The following is a 17841-nucleotide window of genomic DNA, read 5'->3' as shown; positions in this document are numbered from 1 at the left end:
AAACCAGCGGGGTCGCGTCGGGGCTGAAGCCCCTCCCACAGTGCACCCAGCCGACGTGCCGCACGGTCCTGTGGGAGCGACTTCAGTCGCGACGAGCGAAGCGGTGGATCTAGCGGCTTCGGATACGGTCAGGGGCTGAAGTCCCCTCTACAGTTCACCCAGCCGGCTTACCACAAGTCCCTGTGGGAGCGACTTCAGTCGCGACGAGCGAAGCGGTGGATCTAGCGGCTTCGGATACGGTCGGGGCTGAAGCCCCTCCTACAAGTACACCCAGCCGGCTTGCCACAAGTCCTTGTGGGAGCGACTTCAGTCGCGACGAGCGAAGCGGTGGATCTAGCGGCTTCGGATACGGTCGGGGCTGAAGCCCCTCCTACAGTGCATCCGGCCGGCCCGTCGCCGGACCGCGCCTCACTCCGCCGCGATCTCCGCGTGCAGGATGCGGCGGATCTCCAGGATCGCCTGCGGCGTCTCCTGCACGCTGTGCCCGGAGGTGATCACCAGTTCCGATTCGGCTCCATCGAGATGCGCGCTGCGGTACGGCACCAGCCCGTCGTCGGCGTCGGCCAACGGCACCGCCGGATTGCGCCGGGCGACGATCGAGTTGTAGCGCACGGCTGGCGAAATCGGGAGCTCGGCGGCCGCACGCACGAACGGATCGGTGTCGCGCAGGTTGTCGATGCCGTTGGGCAGGCGTTGCGGCACGCGGTCGTCGTCGCCGATATCGCGCATCACCTCGGTGAAACGCGCGAGCAAGGTCACCGGCAGGCGGATCAGCCCACCGACCAGGCGGCCGATGCGGCCCTCGGCGAACGCCGTCCCACGGTGCGGCGCGGCGATGAAGATGGCGCGGTCCACCTGCGGCAGCGGCGCGAAGCGCAACAACGGCTGCAGGCGCTCGCGTATCCGCACGCCGCGTTCGCCGCTCAGGTCGCGGCCGGCGAGCAAGTCGTTCCAGATCCGATCGCCGGAGCTGCTGACCAGCAGCCGCGCGATCACTCCGCCCATGCTGTGCCCGACCAGCACCATGTGCCGCGACGCCGGCGCCTGCCCCTGCGGATCGAAATCGTGCAGGGTCCGCTGCAGCAGGGTCTCGATCTGCGCGCGGTTCCAGGCGATCGGCATGTTGGTCGGGTAGTAGACCTGCCAGATCTGGTAGTGGCGGCGCAGTTGCTCGTCGCCCATGATCTCGTTGGCGACGTTGACCCAGGCTTCGGGACTGCTGGCCAGGCCGTGCAGCATCAGCACGATGCGTCGGTTCGGGTCGTAGGGCTGCATCAGGTACAGGTGCGGTTGCTCGATGCCGTGTTCGCGCCCGAGCATCGAGCGCAACGACTGCTCGGCGAAACCCGAACGCGCCAGCCACAGGCCGTAGGCGGCGGTGAAATTGGCCGCCAGCGGCAGCCGCTGGCCGTGCACGACGACCTCGTTGTCGCGATACGGATCGTAGGGCGCGATCACCACGCTGCGCGTTTCCAGCACCTGCGCCAGGCTGTCGCCGTCGAAGCGCAGCAGCACCGTGGTCGGCGCGTACGACAGTTCGCTGTAGCCGGCGGTGTCGGTGGCTGCTTGCCCTGGCTTCGCACCAGCCACGATCGCGGTCGGATCGCCGACCTGCGCCGGCGACACTTCCGCCACCAGCTCGGCGCCGAACCCGTCGCGGCGATAGGTGCTGCGCAGGCCATCGAAGCGCAGCGAAGCGGCAGGCACCATCGCATTCGGCCGCGCCACTCCGCCCGGCAGGCGGAAACTGTCCAACTCCGCGCGCACCTGCCAGCCGGCAGCGGCCTGCGTGTCGTCGTCGCGCAATTCGCCGCTGGGGCTGCGCGCGCGCCAACGCTCGAACATGGCGCCGACCACGTGCTGCACCGCGTAGTTGTAGTAGTCGCGCACCTGGGTCTGCCGGTCCTCGAAGGCGCGTGCACTGGCCGGGCGCTCGGTATAGAACAGGTAGGCATAGGCGTAGCGCGCCGTTTCCAGCCATGCCTGCAAGGCCGCATCGTCGAGCGTGACGATCGCCTTGGGCGTCCGCGTCGTCGCCGCGCGCAACCACAGCTCCGACAGCGTCGCCAGGCGCCGTTCCTCGTCCAGTCCCTGCACCGTGCGCAGCTGCGCGGCGCAGGCGGGGATGTCGGCCTCGCAGGGCTTGCGCTCGATCGCCACCACGCGCAGTGTTTCCTGGCTGGCGTCGCTGAGTTCGCCGGTGCTGAGCACGTCGCCGCGCTTGGTCGCGATGTAGTCGCCGGCCGCGCGCGACTGCACGGTGACCATGGCGCAGCCGGAGCCGGCGAGCAGGCCCACCGCCAGCAGCGCACGCGCCCCCAGCTGCCGTGCGGCCTGCGCGGCGCGCATCAGCGCGGCGCTCCGGGAAGCGCTTCGCCGGGAATGCCTTCGCGGATGCGCTGCGAGAAATCGGCGCCGCTGCCGGCCTGGCGCGCGCGTTCGCCGATGCGGCCGCGCGCCTGCAGCGTGGCCAGCGCATAGCCGGGCATGAAGCCGTGTTGCGCGTACACGTAGGACGGCAGGTAGCCGGACAGCAACAGCCGGTAGTCCAGCGGCAGCTGCGGATCGAGCTTGCGCACCAGTTCGAACACGATGGTGGTGCAGTTGCTGGTCGCGGTGTTGTAGAACTTCGGCCGATGCAGCAGTTGCTGCGCGTTCGCCACGTAGCCCAGGAACAGCTGGCGCAGCTGCGCGCGCGGGATGTTCAGCCGGTACAGGTAGACGTCCTCGCCGCGCACGTTGCTGCGCACCGCGAGGATGTCGCGCTCGTCGGCGGCGATCATCACCTGCTCGAAATTGCGGAAGAACCCGGCCAGCGCCGAAAACGATTCGCCGCGCTCCCGGCGGATCTCCAGCGAGAACACCACCCGGCGGCCATCGTCGAAACCGAACGAGACCAGGGTGTGGGCGATCGCCGGCCCCATCCAGTAGGACAGCGCCAGGTCCGCCGAGACCAGCCGATCCAGGTCGTACTGGCGGGTTTCCCAGCGCGGCGTGTAGTCGCTGTCGCTGCGCCAGGCGAAGTTGCGCACGTTGTGCAGGGTGACGATGTGGCCGTCGACCTGCGGCTGCAGCGGCTGCGCCACGTCGTCGGCCCAGTCGCGGTCCTGCTCGGGCCGCAGTTGCGACCAGCCGAACACCATGCCGGCGCAGCCGATGGCGAAGATCAGCGGCAGCACGCGGTAGTCGCGGGGGTGGCGCAGGCCCCACAGCGCGGCGCCGCCCATCGCCACCCACAGCAGCGCCGAGGCGTAGCGCACCAGCGCCCCGGTATGCGGCAGGTAGGCCAGGAACAGCGCGCCGCAGACGCCGGCCAGCACGATCGCCAGCGCCGCCGCGGCACGCGCCAGGCGTGCCGGCCAGCGCCGCGGCGCGCTGTCGCGCGCGGCTATGCCAGCGCCGCTGCCGCCCTGCCCTCGCCCGCGCCGCGTGCTCATAGCGCCGCCTCCGCCGCGGGCGTGGCCAGCGCATGGCACAGCAGCCGACAACCGCGCAGCGCCAAGGCCTTGCGTTCGGCTTCGTCGCCGCCGCGCTGGCAGGCGCCGAGCATGTCCATCAACAAAGCGAGATCGTCTCCATCCAGACCTGGGCGGCACAGGCCGGCAGCGGTGGCGCGCTGCAGGAACGGCAGCAGGATCGCCATCAGCCGCGCATGCGCCACTTCGATCTGCGGATGGTCGCGCGGCATCGAGCGCCAATAGTCGGCCAGCGGCGCGGACATCGCGATGTGCTCGGCGACATCGCGCAGCAGCAGGAACAGGCCGTCGGGGCGCTCGCCGATGTCGCGTGCGCAGTGTTCCAAGCCATCCAGGGCGCGCTGCAGCAGCGCGATCATCAGGTCGGTGCGATCGGCGAAATTGCGGTACAGCGTGGCCCGGCCGACGCCGGAGCGCTCGACCACCAGTTCCAGCGGCGCCAGCACGCCGTGCTCGCAGAACACTTCGTCGGCCGCGTCGAGCAGCAGGCGGCGGCGGTGGGCGGCATCGGCGCGGAGGTCCATGGCGGGGATTATCGGACAATTCTGTCCGCTTGCGATAGTGCCGCGGCTGCGGCCGGATTCGGAGCCCGTCCGGCAGCACTGCTGCCGGACGCGGCGGCCGCCGTCAGCCGGTGTTCTGCACGCCCTGGGAGACGCCGTTGACGCAGGCCACCAACGCGCGCAGCAGCTCCTCGTCCTCGCCATCGGTGGCGCGCCAACGCTGCAGCAGGTCCACCTGCAGCACGCTGATCGGGTCGATGTAGGGATTGCGCAGGCGGATCGACAGCGCCAGCCGCGGGTCGTGCTGCAGCAGCGATGCTTGCCCGGTCAGCGCCTTCACCCAGCCCTTGGTCAGCGCCAGCTCGTCGCGGATGCGCGGGAAGAAGCGCTCGTGCAGCGGCCCGGCCAGGCGCGAGAACATCTCGGCGATGTTGAGGTCGCCCTTGGACAGCACCATCGCGATGTCGTCGAGGAAGGTGCGGAAGAACGGCCAGTCGGCGGCCATCTCGCGCAGCGTGTCTTCATGGCCGGCGTCGATGGCCGCGCGCAGGCCGCTGCCGACGCCGTACCAGCCCGGGATCACCGCGCGCGCCTGGCTCCACGCGAACACCCAGGGGATCGCGCGCAGGTTGTCCAGCGCCGCGTCCTGGCCCAGCCGCCGCGACGGCCGCGAGCCCAGGGTCATCCGCTCGATCACGTCGATCGGCGTGGCCAGGCGGAAATAGCGCATGAACTCGGCATCGCCGACGAATTCGCGGTAGGCGCGGGTGCTGTGTTCGGCGACGATGTCCATCACCGGCCGCCACGCTTCCTCGCGCGCGTCAGGGGCGCGCGGGCGCAGGCTCGACAGCAGCACCGCGCCGGTCATCTGCTCCAGCGAACGCAGCGCCAACGCACGGATACCGTACTTGCGATGGATCACCTCGCCCTGCTCGGTCACCCGCAGCCGGCCGTCGACGCTGCCGCGCGGCGCCGCCTCCAACGCGCGCGTGGTCTTGCCGCCGCCGCGCACGATCGAACCGCCGCGGCCGTGGAAGAAGGTCAGGCGGATGCCGAGCTCGGCGGCGGCGTCGAGCAGTTCCACCTGCGCGCGCTGCAGGCCCCAGCGCGAGGCGGCGATGCCGCCGTCCTTGCCGCTGTCCGAATAGCCGAGCATCACCATCTGCACGTCGTCGCGCGCGGCCAGGTGGCGGCGGTAGACCGGATCGGCGAGCAGGTCGCGCAAGGTGTCGGTGCCGCCGCGCAGGTCGTCCACGGTCTCGAACAGCGGCACGATGTCCAGCGGCACCGCGCCGCCCGCGTCGACCAGGCCGCCGCGCCGCGCCAGCGCAAGCACGGTCAGCACGTCGGCGCGGTTGTGCGCCATGCTGATGATGTAGCTGCCCAGCGCATCGGCGCCGTGTCGCGCGCGCGCATCGGCGAGCGCGGCGAACACCGCGTCCAGGCGTGCGTTGCCGGCATCGTCGGGCGCCGCCGGCAAGGCCTGCTCGCCGCCGGCGTAGGCGCCGAGCACGGCCGCGCGCTCCTGCGCCGACCGCGCATCCCAGCCGTCGTCGCCCAGCGCCGTGGCCACCGCGCGCGCATGCACGCTGGACTCCTGGCGCACGTCCAGCCGCGCCAGGTGGAAACCGAAGCTGCGCACCCGCCACAGCAGGCGCCGCACCGCGAACCAGCCGGCGTGCAGGCCCTTGTTGGCCTGCAGGCTGTCCAGGATCAGTTGCAGGTCCTGCTCCAGCTCGGTCGGCGTGGTGTAGGCGCCGGGCGCATCGTCCAGCGTCGCCTGCAGGCGCGCGCGCATCAGATCGTTGAACAGCCGGTACGGCATGTCGCCGTGGCGCGGGCGCGAGTGCGCCGCGGCCTCGGGCAGCAGCTGCCGGTAGCGTTCCAGTTGCGCCAGCAGCGGCGCGCTGACCGCCACCAGCGTGGTCGACTGGCTGAGCAGGCTGGCCAGCTGCCACAGTTCCTTCAGGTAGCGGTCCAGCACCGCGCGGCGCTGCGCGTCGAGCGTGGCGGTGATGGTGCCGGCATCCACGTTCGGATTGCCGTCCATGTCGCCGCCGACCCAGGTGCCGAAGCGCAGCAGCCGCGGCAACGGCACCGGCACGCCGTAGGTTTCCTCGATCGCATGCTCCAGGGTCTCGTACATCACCGGGATCACCCGGTACAGCACCTGGGTCAGGTAGAAGCCGACATGCTCGCGCTCGTCTTCCACGGTCGGCCGCACCGGCGAGGAATCGGCGGTCTGCCACGAGGCGGTCAGCGCCATGCGGAAGCGCGCCGCGTCGGTGGCGCGCTCGCCGGGCGTGCGCATGCCGTCGAGGTTGTCGACCAGGCTGGCCACCATCAGTTGTTCTTTTTCCAGCAGCGCGCGGCGCACCGCCTCGGTCGGGTGCGCGGTGAACACCGGCTCCACGTCGATCCGCGGCAGCCATTCGCCCAGCTCCTGCGCGCTCACGCCCTGCGCCTTGAGCCGCTGCAGCGCATCGTGCAGGCCGTCCGGCTGCGGCGTGTCGGCGCTGTTGCGCTGGTAGTCGCGGCGGCGGCGGATGCGGTGCACGCGCTCGGCGATGTTGACCACCTGGAAGTAGGTGCTGAAGGCGCGCACCAGCGCCTCGGCATCGCGCGGCGCGCGGCCGGAAAGCTGCTCGCTCAGCGAGGACGGCGGCGCATCGCTCTCGCGGCGCGCGATCGCGGTGGTACGGATGGTCTCGATCTCGTCCAGGAACTCCGCAGACACCTGCTCGGCGAGCAGGTCGCCGACCAGCGCCCCCAATCGGCGTACGTCGTCGCGCAAGGGGATATCGGGCGTGGCAAACACGATGCTGCTGCGGTACTCGTTCATCGGAAACGCATGGCTCGGCTGTGGGGGCGCCGCAAGACTAACCCAAAAGTATTAGTCCCCCGCCCGGTCCTGATAACGGTTTCAAAGCGAACCATCGCCGGTGCCGCGACACGGGCACTCCTGTGGGAGCGACTTCAGTCGCGACGACGCCACGCCTGACGCGTCGCGACCAAAGCCGCTCGGCACAAGAGCCGGCCGCACTCGGCAACGCCGCCGGGGAGCCACCGGTCCGGAACGAGCGGCCCCGGCAGGTCTGGTCGCAACGCCGCCGCGGGAGCGGCGCCAACGCGCGCTGCATCCCAGGACGAGCGCCGCCCATTCAAGCAGCGCACGCCGCAGCCGCTATAATCGGCTGTCCCTCCGCCGAGGGGCGCTGCGACCGTGTCGATGCGGGGCTTCCCGCCTCCAGATCCGGCCAGGCTCGGCGGCAGGCTTGAGCGACAACGGCGCCCGGACCTTCGCGAGTTTTCTCGCCATTGACCGGAGCACTACCGATGAACGCTGTACGCAAGAGCTTTTCCACCGAGGGCGACTACAAGGTCGCCGACATCTCCCTGGCCGATTGGGGCCGCAAGGAGCTGGACATCGCCGAGCACGAGATGCCGGGCCTGATGTCGATCCGCCGCCAGTACGCCACCGCCAAGCCGCTGGCCGGCGTGCGCGTGACCGGCTCGCTGCACATGACCATCCAGACCGCAGTGCTGATCGAGACGCTGAAGGACATCGGCGCCGACGTGCGCTGGGCCTCGTGCAACATCTTCTCCACCCAGGACCACGCCGCCGCCGCGATCGCGGTCACCGGCACCCCCGTGTTCGCCTGGAAGGGCGAGAGCCTGGAGGAATACTGGGACTGCACCCTCGACGCGCTGACCTTCACCCTGGCCGACGGCACCCAGACCGGTCCGGAGCTGGTGGTGGACGACGGCGGCGACGTCACCCTGCTGATCCACAAGGGCTACGAGCTGGAGAACGGCTCCAAGTGGGTGGACGAACCGGCCTCCTCGCACGAGGAGCAGGTGATCAAGGACCTGCTCAAGCGCGTGGCCGTCGAGCGCCCCGGCTACTGGACCCGCGTGGTCAAGGACTGGAAGGGCGTGTCCGAGGAAACCACCACCGGCGTGCATCGCCTGTACCAGCTGGCCGAGGCCGGCACCCTGCTGGTGCCGTCGATCAACGTCAACGACTCGGTGACCAAGAGCAAGTTCGACAACCTGTACGGCTGCCGCGAGTCGCTGGCCGACGGCCTCAAGCGCGCGATGGACGTGATGCTGGCCGGCAAGGTCGCCGTGGTCTGCGGCTACGGCGACGTCGGCAAGGGCTCGGCGCACAGCCTGCGCGCCTACGGCGCCCGCGTCATCGTCACCGAGATCGACCCGATCTGCGCGTTGCAGGCGGCGATGGAAGGCTTCGAAGTCAACACCGTCGAAGACAGCCTGGGCCAGGCCGACATCTACGTCACCACCACCGGCAACAAGGACATCATCCGCATCGAACACCTGACGCAGATGAAGGACCAGGCCATCGTCTGCAACATCGGCCATTTCGACAACGAGATCCAGGTCGAGGCGCTGTACAAGTACCCCGGCGTGCAGAAGATCAACATCAAGCCGCAGGTGGACAAGTTCGTGTTCCCGAACGGCAACGCGATCTTCCTGCTGGCCGAAGGCCGCCTGGTCAACCTGGGCTGCGCCACCGGCCACCCGAGCTTCGTGATGTCCAACAGCTTCGCCAACCAGACCCTGGCGCAGATCGACCTGTGGCAGAACAAGGACAGCTACGAGAAGCAGGTCTACCGCCTGCCGAAGAAGCTGGACGAGGAAGTGGCGCGCCTGCACCTGGAAAAGATCGGCGTGAAGCTGACCAAGCTCAGCGACGACCAGGCCGCCTACCTGGGCGTGTCGGTCGACGGTCCGTACAAGCCGGAGCATTACCGGTACTGAGTGGTCGGCGGATTTGCCGCCGGACGCGAAGAGCAGGTAGAACGGGCGCCGAAAGGCGCCCGTTTTTTGTTGGTGTGGGCGCGCATCGTCGCTCGAATATGCAATCAGGCCAAAGCCGTTTCGCAACTGCGTCCAACTCAAGCGCCGGATGATAGGTGCTTCCTGCCCCCGGTATTGGCAGCCGGACCATCTTCGCAGACCGGCTAAACTCCCTCCGAGGGCCGCTCACGTCGGCAGTTCGAGGACTACGATGCCGTACGCGCTGATTCTTCCAATGGCCGCGCAAGTCGCACTTGCTGCATGCCTCTACGTACTACTTACCGTTGTGCGCGCTCCCGCAGTCTGGGGCATCGGCGGCCGCGCGGACGGCAGCAACCCATGGGCCGCCATCGAGCCACGCATCAGCGCCAACCTGTCCAACCAGTTCGAGTGGCCGCTGTTCTTCCATGTCGCCTGCCTGATTCTTCTCCAGCTTCATGCGGCGATCTCGGCCGCCGTGGCTCTGGCCTGGATCTTCGTGCTGGGCCGTATCCTGCACAGCGCCGTGCAGATCTTCACCACGAACGTCCGGCTCAGAGGCGCCGTGTTTACCGTCAATTTCCTCGCGGTGCTTGGCCTTTGGGTCCTGGCAGTGGTGGCCGCTGGCACAGTGGCTGCGAGCTGACATGCGGCCGAAGCCTGCCGTGGGAGCCGCGCTCGGCGCCCTCAGGGCATGCGCGGCGAGATTGCGGATTACGAGCTTGGGATGTGCAGTGGGCTCAGGATCGATTTCGATTCGCTGTATGTGGAGTACGCCGATGGCAACGTGCTGCGGGCTTATCACGTGCAGCACTGAAAGTCCCAACGATTCGTCCAGGCTTGCCTCTGCGAGTGCGAGCTGAAGAGCGAACGCTTGAGCCAACCTAACAATGCGCTTGGGGCCGGACCCTCACCCCAACCCCTCTCCCGGTGGGAGAGGGGCTAAGGCATGGTTCTCTCTGCGGATGCTCGTAAACCGCAGGCGGATCAGAACCGCAGGCTCAGGCCCAGGGTGAAGGCGCGGCCGTAGCGGTTGTAGCCCTGCGACAGCAGCGGGTTGCCGTTGATGCTGTAGGTCTGCTCGTCGTCCAGCAGGTTCTGGCCTTCCAGGCTGAGGCTCAGCATGTCATTGACTTCGTAGGACACGTGGGCGGTCAGCCAGGTGATCTTGTCGGCCTGTTCGTTGTAGCCGGCGCCCAGCACGTTGACCGCGGTGACGAAGCCGTCGGTGTGGTCGGCGGTGGCGCCGATCGACCACGGCCCCTTCTCGTACATCAGCCCGAGCGAATACACCGCCGGCGCGATGCCTTCCAGCGGGCGCTCCTCGCCGTTGACCCAGCTGCGCGACCAGTTGCGGGTGTACTGCGCGCGGAAGCCCAGGCCGTTGTCCCAGAAGTGCTGCAGGCCGGCCTCGATGCCGCGGACCTTGGCGTAGTCGCCGTTGATCGGCCGCATCACGTTGAACAGGTGGCCCGGCACGCCGATGTCCTGGTTCGGCTCCCAACTGGTGGTGATCTGGTTTTCGATGCGCTTGTAGAACACCGCCACGTTGGCGATGGACTGTTCGGCGAAGTACCACTCCAGCGACAGGTCGCCCTGCTTGGCGCTGTAGGGCTTGAGGTTGACGTTGCCGCCGTAGATCTGGGTGAACTCGCCCCAGGACACGCTGGCGGTGGTGTTGGTCGGCGCCAGCTTGTCCACCGAGGGGCGCGCCATGGTCTTGGCCGCGCCCACGCGCAGCAGCAGGTCGTCGCTGAAGCGCCAGGTGAAGTTGCCCGACGGCAGCACGAAGGTGTAGTCGCCGTCCTGCACGATCGGGGTCGGCTCGGCGTATTCGGCGGTGTAGTTGAACGCACCGTTCTCGGTGATGCTGAGGATCTTCGCGTCCCAGGCCTGGGCGCGGGTGCGGGTCTTGACCAGGCGCACGCCGACATCGGCGTTCCAGCGCTCGCCGGACAGGTCGGCCTGCACATAGAAGGCGTTGGTCTTCTCCTCGACCCGGTAGCTTTCCAGCGGGTTCCACTGCGGCGCGGCCAGCGCGTAGTCGTAGGTGCTGCCGTCCTGGCGCGGGTTGCCGTCGTAGGCCCGCAACTGGGCCAGGTAGTTGGGCACGTCGAAGGCCAGGAACGTGCGCGGGAACGTGGAGCCCACCTTGTCCATGAAATGCGGCAGGGCGAAGGTGTGATCGAGCACGTTGCCGCCCAGCGCGCCGACATTGATCGCGTTGTCGCCGGAATAGTAGTCGGCGCCGCCGTTGAGGGTGTTGTTGATCAGGTCGCGGCGCTTGCTGCGTTCGGTGCGGGTCATCCCGAAGTGCAGGTTGTCCACGCCCCACTGGCCGACGTAGAGCTTGCCGCCAAGGGTGCCGCCGGTGATCTCGTCGGCGATGTTGTCGCCGCGCAGCTCCATGTAGTGCGTGTTGAAGTCGGTGTCGGTGAACTGGCCGTTGGCCAGGCCGGTGGCGAGGTCGCGGCCGTCGTCGAAGCTGGCGGTGACGTTGGGCACGGCGTTGCGGCCCAGGGTGATGCGGGTGGTGTTGGGCTGGTTCATGCGCAGCACCACGTAGGTGTCCTGGCCGCCGGAATAGCGCTTGGAGGTGGAGCGGTACAGGTCGCCGGTCAGGGTCAGGCTGTCGCTGGCCTTCCATTGCCCGTTGATGCCGTACAGGTCGGTGTCGACCACCCGGTGTTCGGTCTGATTGAGGATCTCCGGATTCATGCGCAGCTCCGGATCCGGGTTGTCCAGGGTGAGGCCGGTGACGATGCCGTTCTGCACGGTGATGTCCGACCAGCGCCCCGGCGCGAACAACGGGTAGTACGACTGCTGGTAGGACACCTGCGGCGAATCGAGGCGGGTCTTGAGCCCGTCGACGACGATGCGCACGTCGTCGTTCGGCCGCCACTCGAACTTGCCGGAGAAGGCGCGGCGCTTCTTGTCCTCCAGGATCGAGCCGACGCGGAACTGGCCCGGTGCGATCAGCCCGTATTCGTCCGGATCCAGCTCGCCGTTGCCATTGGGATCGATATTGCCGCCCCAGGCGTTGCCGCCCCAGGTCGGGTCGCTCGGGTCGGGATTGCGGGTCCAGCCGCCGTCGTTGCCGGCGATGTCGGTGCGGTCCTTGCGCTCGGCGTAGACCACGCCCAGCAGCACGCCGAACGTGTCGTCGAGGAAGGTGTTGCTGTAGGCCGCCGACAGCTTGCGGCCGTTGAGTTCGGACATCTGGTTGCGGTCGCCTTCGGCGCGGACGATCGCATGCTGGCCCTTCTGGTCGAACGGGCTGGCCGAGCGCAGGTTGATCAGGCCGCCGATCGCGCCTTCGGTCAGCACCGATTGCGCGCCCTTGACCACATCGGCGCCGCTGATCACGTCGGCCGGCAGCACGTCGTAGGCGAAATCGCGCCCGGCGCCGTCGGTGGCCAGGATGCGGCCGTTGAAGGTGGTGAGCGTGTACTCCGGGCCGAGCCCGCGCACGCTGACCTTCTGCCCTTCGCCGCCGGCGGTGCGGCTGATCGACACGCCGGTGATGTGGCTGAGCGAATCGGCCACGTTGTCGTCGGGGAAGCGGCCAAGCTCCAGCGCGCTGATCGAATCCTGCACCGTCGCCGCGTCGCGCTTGAGTTCGGTGGAGCGCGCCAGGGCGGCGCGCACGCCGGTGACCTGGATCGTCTCCAGGTCAACCGGATTCTGGCTGGTCTCGGCGTTGCCGGTGGCGCTGCCCGGTGCCGGCTGCAGTTGCGACGACGACGGAGCGGCGTCCTGGGACCAGGCCGTGGCCGGCATCAGCAGGGCGAGGGCGATGGCATGAAACAGGCTGTGGCGATGCGGACGAACGGCGTTCACGGGCGGTCTCCTGGGGCTGGCGGGCGTAGGACGGCGGTGCGGGGGCCAGATGAAAAACAACGAAACCGAGCCTATAGCAGGTTTCGTTTTGTATCAATAGCGAAATGTAACGAACTGTCGCATACTCTGGACCGTTTGCAAGGAGCCCCCATGTCCGTCACCCGCGACACCAGCCAGCGCCGTCTCCAGATCAGCGAATTGGTTCGCCAGCACGGCAGCGTGCAGGTCTCCGCCCTGGCGCAGCAATTCGGGGTGAGCCTGCAGACGGTGCGCAAGGATCTGCGCTACTTGGCCGAGCGCGGGGTCATGGCGCGCGCCTACGGCGGCGGCATCGACAGCAGCGCGGTCAATGCCGTACCGGCCGAACCGCACTACGACGCCAAGCGCACCGTGCACCTGGAGGAAAAGCGCCGCATCGGCCGGCGCGCGGCGGCGATGGTGCAGCCGGGCAACACCATCGCCATCGATTCGGGCACCACCGCGATCCAGCTGGCCGAAGCGTTGCCGGACATCGACGTGACCGTGGTCACCAACGACTTCGGCGTGCTGACCGCGCTCAGCCCCAAGACCCACATCAACCTGGTGATGCTGGGCGGCGAACTGCGGCGCAAGAACATGGCCTTCTATGGCGGGCTGACGGTCGAAGCGCTGGACGCGCTGCACGTGGATCTGCTGTTCCTGGGCGTGGACGGCTTCGACCTGGAGCGCGGCATCACCACCCACTACGAACCCGAGGCGATGCTCAACCGCAAGATGGTGGAGGCGGCGCGCGCGGTCATCGCCATCACCGACAGCTCCAAGTTCGGCAAGATCTGCCTGCACCGGATCATCCCGATCTCCGAGCTGGACGCGCTGATCACCGATACCGGCGCGCCGGAAGACGTCGCCCAGGCCTGCCAGGCGCTGGGCGTGGACCTGGTGCGCGCCTGATCCCGGCCTATCGCGCAGCGGTCTTGGCCGCGGCGAATTCGCGCAGCGCATTGCGGTAGTAGATCTTGTCGATCACCGCGCGCGGCAGTGCCAGGCCGGGCACGTCGGTCTCCAGCACGGCGATGCGCTGGCTCTCGTCGGTGGCCAGATAGCGCCAGTCCGATTGCCACACACCGTGCGCTTCGGCGCGGAACTGCGCCGGGTCCGCGTCCGGCGCGTAGGTCAGGTCGGTGCCGTACAGCAGGCGGTCCTGGTAGCGGACGAAGAAGTCGCGCACCTTGGCCCGGTCGCGGTTGGACTGGTACTGCACCTGGCTCATGCGCGCGGCCAGGTCGACCGTGGCGTTGGGAAAGCGGTCCAGGAACTGCGCCAGCCGGTCGACGTCGTATTCGAGGCTGGCCATGTGCGCGCCGACCACCCGCAGCTGCGGATGCGCGCCGACGAAGCGGTCGCGCGCGGCCATCAGCGCGGCATGCGAGGGCATCTCCGGGTGCAGGTACATGTGGTACTGCGGATGCTTGGCGAAATACTCGCGGTCGTTGTTGGTGGTCATCCGCTCCAGCGGCAGCCAGCAGTTGTAGGGCTCGCCCTGGTGCGCGATCAGCGGCACGCCCAGTGCGCGGATGTGCTCGGCGACCGGCGCCAGGCCGGGATCGTCGAGCATGATCAGCTTGCCCTGCGCATCCTTCTCCACCATGCCGATGTTCTTCCACACCTTCACCGCGCGCGCGCCTTCGCGCACCGCCTGGTCGAGGCCGGCATCGACGCGCTCGCGCCATCCGGGCGTGGCGTAGCCGCGCATCGAGAACGTCGCCGCCCAGTGGAAGCGCGCCGGATCGGCCTTGGCCAGGGTCAGCGCATCGCGGTGCTGCCGCTCGATGCTGGGGAAATCCGGATAGTCGACGTTGATCGAGAGCAGTTCGAAGTTGTCGGCGCGCGCCTGTTCGAGGAAGGCGTGGTCGGCGCGGTTGGCATGGACATGCGCGTCGTACTTGCGGACCTTGGCGAAATCGGCCATCGCGTAGGGCGCGTCGGCCGCGCTGGCGCGCTTCGCGCCGGATTGCGCATGCGCCGCCGGCACGCCGCCCAGCAGGGCGATGGCCAGCGGAACGCCGAACAGGATCAGGACGGTCTTCATCACTCCACCTCGCGTTATCGAAACAAGTAGCAACATAACGAAACAAAACGCTTGCATCAATCGTCAGGGCGCGCGCAGAATGCCGGCAACGCCACCGGACCCGTTGCCCATGTCCCCGATTGGACGCCGCAGTGTCTTGAAGTACGTCGTCGGCAGCGTGGCCGGCGCTGCCGCATGGAGTGTGGCGCCCTGGGCGCGCTCGGCCGAACCCGTCGGCGCGACCGCCGCCGACGGCAAGCCGGCGATCGCCGATGCGGTGCTGTCCCTCGCCTTCGACCGGCGCATGCACACGCGGCTGTCCTCGCGCGGCAAGCCGCTGACCGCCTACCAGCCCAGCGAAGCGCTGCTGCTGGCCGATGGCAGCGAACTCACCGACTTCGCGCTGACCGGCCAGCAAACGCATGCGCTGGACGATCCGCGCCATGGCCGCGGCCGGCAGACCGTGTTCACCGGCCGCGCGACCAAGGCCGGCGTGGAGAAGCAGGTGGCGGTGAGCCTGTTCGACGCGCTGCCCGGCCTGGCGCTGCTGCAGGTGCGCTATCGCAACCTGGGCACCACCGCGTTGCAGGTGGCCGGCTGGCGCAACGGCGCGCACGAACTGCCGGCCGTCGCCGGCGGCTTCTGGAGTTTCTCCGGCGCCACCCACACCGACCGCCGCGATTGGGTGCAACCGCTCGGCGACGGCTTCGCGCAACGCAACACGCTGGCGATGGAGTCCTCCGACTACGGCGGCGGCACGCCGGTGGCCAATCTCTGGCGCCGCGACGTCGGCATCGCCGTGGGCCACGTCGAGCTGGTGCCGCGGCCGCTGGACATGCCGGTGCGCCGCACCGCCACCGGCGCTGCGATCGCCATCGAATCGGCGCAGGCGACGACGCTGGCGCCCGGCCAGCAACTGGTCACGGAGCGCACACTGCTGGCGGTGCACAGCGGCGATTTCTTCGCCCCGTTGCAGCAATACCAGGCGTTCATGCGCGCCGAGGGCATCGAAGGCCCGCGCCCGCCGGACTCGGCGTTCGCGCCGATCTGGTGCGCCTGGGGCTACGAGCGCGACTTCAACGTGCAGCAGATCTTCGCCACGCTGCCCAAGGCGCGCGAACTCGGCTTCGAATGGGCGGTGCTGGACGACGGCTGGCAGACCAACGAGGGCGACTGGAAGATCGACCGGCGCAAGTTCCCGCGCGGCGATGCCGACATGCGCGCGTTCACCGCCGAAGTGCGCAAGCACGGCATGCGCCCGCGCCTGTGGCTGGCGCCGCTGGCCGCCGATCCCGGCAGCGATGTGCTGCACGACCACGTGGACATGCTGCTGCTGGACAAGGAAGGCGCCTTCCAGACCGTGACCTGGTGGAACGCGCTGACCCAGTGCCCGGCCTACCAGCCGACCATCGACTTCTACGTGGCGCTGGTGAAGAAGGCCATCGGCGACTGGGGCTTCGAAGGCATCAAGCTCGACGGCCAGCATCTCAACGCGGTCGCGCCCTGCTACAACCCCGCGCATCACCACGCCAGCCCGAACGATTCGGTCGTGGGCCTGGCCAAGTTCTGGGATGCGATCTATCGCGCCGCGCACCAGGCCAATCCGCAGGCGGTGGTGGAACTGTGCCCGTGCGGCACCGCCTTCGCGTTCCACAACCTGCCGGCCACCGACCAGTACCCGTCCTCGGACCCGCTGTCGTCGTGGCAGGTGCGCAGCAAGGGCAAGTCGATCAAGGCGCTGATCGGCGCGCGCAGCAGCTACGCCGGCGATCATGTGGAACTGTCGGACAACCGCGACGATTTCGCCTCCAGCGTCGGCATCGGCGCGGTGATCTCCAGCAAGTTCACCTGGCCCAAGGACACCGACCATCCGTCGGTGCCGCTGCCGCCGGGCGGTTTCGTGCTGACGCCCGAGCGCGAAACGCTGTGGCGCAAGTGGGTGGAGCTGTACAAGACCCACATGCTGCCCAAGGGCGAGTACCTGGGCACGCTGTACGACATCGGCTTCGACAAGCCCGAAGCGCATGCGATCCGCAAGGACGGCGCGCAGTACTACACGTTCTATGCGCCGCAGTGGGACGGCAAGATCGAGTTGCGCGGCCTGGCGCCGGGCCGCTGGCAGGTGCGCGATCTGTTCAACGAACGCGACCTCGGCGTGGTCGATGCCGCGCATGCGTTCCTGCCCGCGCGCTTCGAGCGCTTCTTGTTCCTGCAGGCCACGCCGGCCAGGGATCCGGCATGAGCGCGGAACCGACGCCGACCGCGCGGCACCGCCCCTGGCTGGTCTTCGCCCTGACCACGGTGGTGCTGTGGGGGTTTTGGGGCGCGCTGTCGCCGCTGTCGGCGGCGCACGGCTTCCCCGACACGCTGGTGTACTGCGTGTGGGCGCTGACCATGCTGCCGCCGGCGCTGTACCTGCTGTGGCGCAATGGCTGGCAGCTGGAGCGCTCGCCCAGGGCGATCGGCTACGGCCTGACCATCGGCCTGCTCGGCGCCGGCGGGCAGATGCTGCTGTTCCACACGCTGACCATCGGCCCGGCGTACTTCGTGTTCCCGATCATCTCGCTGTCGCCGGTGGTGACCATCGCGCTGTCGTTCCTGCTGCTGCGCGAGCGCACCGGCTGGCAGGGCACGCTGGGCATCGTGCTGGCGCTGCTGGCCCTGCCGCTGCTGGACCTGTCGTTCGGCCGCGGCAGCGGCGGCGGGCTGGGCTGGTTCCTGCAGTCGCTGCTGATCATGCTGGCGTGGGGCGTGCAGGCCTTCTTCATGAAGCTGGCCAACGACAGCGTGCGCGCGGACAGCATCTTCGCCTACATGACGCTCGGCGCCCTGCTGCTGGCGCCGGTGGCGCTGGCGATGACCGACTGGCGGCAGCCGATCAACACCGGGCTGGACGGGCCGTGGATGACCGCCGCCATCCAGTTGCTCAACGCGGTGGGCGCGGTGACCCTGGTTTACGCCTTCCGCTACGGCAAGGCCATGGTCGTGGCGCCGCTGAGCAATGCCGGCGCACCGCTGGTCACCGCGGCGCTGGCGCTGCTGTTCGCCGGCGTCGTGCCCGGTCCGCTGAAGGCGGTCGGCCTGGTGCTGGCGCTGGTCGCCTCGCTGCTGCTGGTGCTCGAACCCGAGCGCGCGCCGCAACCGCAATCGCCCTCTCCCCCCTGACTGGATTTTC

At 68.8% G+C, this 17841-nt stretch carries 11 protein-coding genes and 1 riboswitch; of the genes, 5 read left to right on the top strand and 6 right to left on the bottom strand.

Annotation, left to right across the window (positions count from 1 at the left end; genetic code table 11):
• Positions 1-408 precede the first annotated feature (408 nt).
• The 4 genes from J2Y70_RS10550 to ppc form a co-directional block, all read right to left on the bottom strand.
• Positions 409-2349, bottom strand: coding sequence for an alpha/beta fold hydrolase (locus J2Y70_RS10550; protein WP_309916962.1), 1941 nt, complete (start codon positions 2347-2349; stop codon positions 409-411).
• Positions 2349-3437, bottom strand: a complete 1089-nt coding sequence (locus J2Y70_RS10545) for a DUF4105 domain-containing protein (RefSeq protein WP_309916959.1) — start codon at positions 3435-3437, stop codon at positions 2349-2351. Before J2Y70_RS10545 ends, J2Y70_RS10550 begins: the two co-directional genes overlap by 1 nt.
• Positions 3434-4000 (bottom strand): helix-turn-helix domain-containing protein, encoded by a 567-nt coding sequence (locus J2Y70_RS10540; protein WP_309916956.1) that lies wholly within the window; start codon positions 3998-4000, stop codon positions 3434-3436. Before J2Y70_RS10540 ends, J2Y70_RS10545 begins: the two co-directional genes overlap by 4 nt.
• A gap of 103 nt (positions 4001-4103) precedes the next feature.
• Complete coding sequence (gene ppc, locus J2Y70_RS10535; protein WP_309916952.1) at positions 4104-6821, bottom strand: phosphoenolpyruvate carboxylase; 2718 nt, start codon at positions 6819-6821, stop codon at positions 4104-4106.
• Positions 6822-7180: 359 nt separating this feature from the next.
• Positions 7181-7280, top strand: a riboswitch (S-adenosyl-L-homocysteine riboswitch).
• Positions 7281-7315: 35 nt separating this feature from the next.
• On the opposite strand from ppc, the gene ahcY reads away from it, so the two are divergent.
• Together ahcY and J2Y70_RS10525 are read left to right on the top strand one after the other, a co-directional pair.
• A complete protein-coding gene (ahcY, locus tag J2Y70_RS10530) occupies positions 7316-8761 on the top strand; it encodes an adenosylhomocysteinase (RefSeq protein WP_309916949.1) in 1446 nt (481 codons plus the stop codon).
• Positions 8762-9011: 250 nt separating this feature from the next.
• Positions 9012-9425 carry an MAPEG family protein gene (locus J2Y70_RS10525; protein ID WP_309916946.1) on the top strand — a complete coding sequence of 138 codons (414 nt, stop codon included), beginning with the start codon at positions 9012-9014 and terminating at the stop codon, positions 9423-9425.
• Between the two features lie 341 nt (positions 9426-9766).
• Here the strand turns inward: J2Y70_RS10525 and J2Y70_RS10520 are convergent, their stop codons facing one another.
• On the bottom strand, positions 9767-12619 hold the full coding sequence (locus J2Y70_RS10520) for a TonB-dependent receptor (protein ID WP_309916943.1): 2853 nt from the start codon (positions 12617-12619) through the stop codon (positions 9767-9769).
• Between the two features lie 150 nt (positions 12620-12769).
• Between J2Y70_RS10520 and J2Y70_RS10515 the strand changes: the two genes are divergently transcribed.
• Positions 12770-13549, top strand: a complete 780-nt coding sequence (locus J2Y70_RS10515) for a DeoR/GlpR family DNA-binding transcription regulator (RefSeq protein ID WP_309916940.1) — start codon at positions 12770-12772, stop codon at positions 13547-13549.
• Positions 13550-13556: 7 nt separating this feature from the next.
• On the opposite strand, the gene J2Y70_RS10510 is transcribed toward J2Y70_RS10515, so the two are convergent.
• Positions 13557-14687 carry an amidohydrolase family protein gene (locus tag J2Y70_RS10510; protein WP_309916938.1) on the bottom strand — a complete coding sequence of 377 codons (1131 nt, stop codon included), beginning with the start codon at positions 14685-14687 and terminating at the stop codon, positions 13557-13559.
• A 109-nt stretch (positions 14688-14796) separates the two neighbouring features.
• Between J2Y70_RS10510 and J2Y70_RS10505 the strand changes: the two genes are divergently transcribed.
• Positions 14797-16908, top strand: coding sequence for an alpha-galactosidase (locus J2Y70_RS10505; protein WP_309916934.1), 2112 nt, complete (start codon positions 14797-14799; stop codon positions 16906-16908).
• Positions 16905-17831: a DMT family transporter gene (locus J2Y70_RS10500; RefSeq protein WP_309916931.1), complete on the top strand. Its 927-nt coding sequence runs from the start codon at positions 16905-16907 to the stop codon at positions 17829-17831. The genes J2Y70_RS10505 and J2Y70_RS10500 overlap by 4 nt, the downstream gene beginning before the upstream one ends.
• The last annotated feature ends 10 nt before the right edge of the window (positions 17832-17841 follow it).

This window comes from Xanthomonas sp. 1678, assembly GCF_031455575.1.
Lineage (GTDB): Bacteria > Pseudomonadota > Gammaproteobacteria > Xanthomonadales > Xanthomonadaceae > Xanthomonas_A.
This window is presented reverse-complemented; position numbering and strand designations above follow the sequence as displayed.

Coding starts and splice junctions, on each gene's coding strand:
- J2Y70_RS10550 (WP_309916962.1), bottom strand. CDS start 2,349: ATGCGCGCCGCGCAGGCCGCACGGCAGCTGGGGGCGCGTGCGCTGCTG.
- J2Y70_RS10545 (WP_309916959.1), bottom strand. CDS start 3,437: ATGAGCACGCGGCGCGGGCGAGGGCAGGGCGGCAGCGGCGCTGGCATA.
- J2Y70_RS10540 (WP_309916956.1), bottom strand. CDS start 4,000: ATGGACCTCCGCGCCGATGCCGCCCACCGCCGCCGCCTGCTGCTCGAC.
- ppc (WP_309916952.1), bottom strand. CDS start 6,821: ATGAACGAGTACCGCAGCAGCATCGTGTTTGCCACGCCCGATATCCCC.
- ahcY (WP_309916949.1), top strand. CDS start 7,316: ATGAACGCTGTACGCAAGAGCTTTTCCACCGAGGGCGACTACAAGGTC.
- J2Y70_RS10525 (WP_309916946.1), top strand. CDS start 9,012: ATGCCGTACGCGCTGATTCTTCCAATGGCCGCGCAAGTCGCACTTGCT.
- J2Y70_RS10515 (WP_309916940.1), top strand. CDS start 12,770: ATGTCCGTCACCCGCGACACCAGCCAGCGCCGTCTCCAGATCAGCGAA.
- J2Y70_RS10510 (WP_309916938.1), bottom strand. CDS start 14,687: ATGAAGACCGTCCTGATCCTGTTCGGCGTTCCGCTGGCCATCGCCCTG.
- J2Y70_RS10505 (WP_309916934.1), top strand. CDS start 14,797: ATGTCCCCGATTGGACGCCGCAGTGTCTTGAAGTACGTCGTCGGCAGC.
- J2Y70_RS10500 (WP_309916931.1), top strand. CDS start 16,905: ATGAGCGCGGAACCGACGCCGACCGCGCGGCACCGCCCCTGGCTGGTC.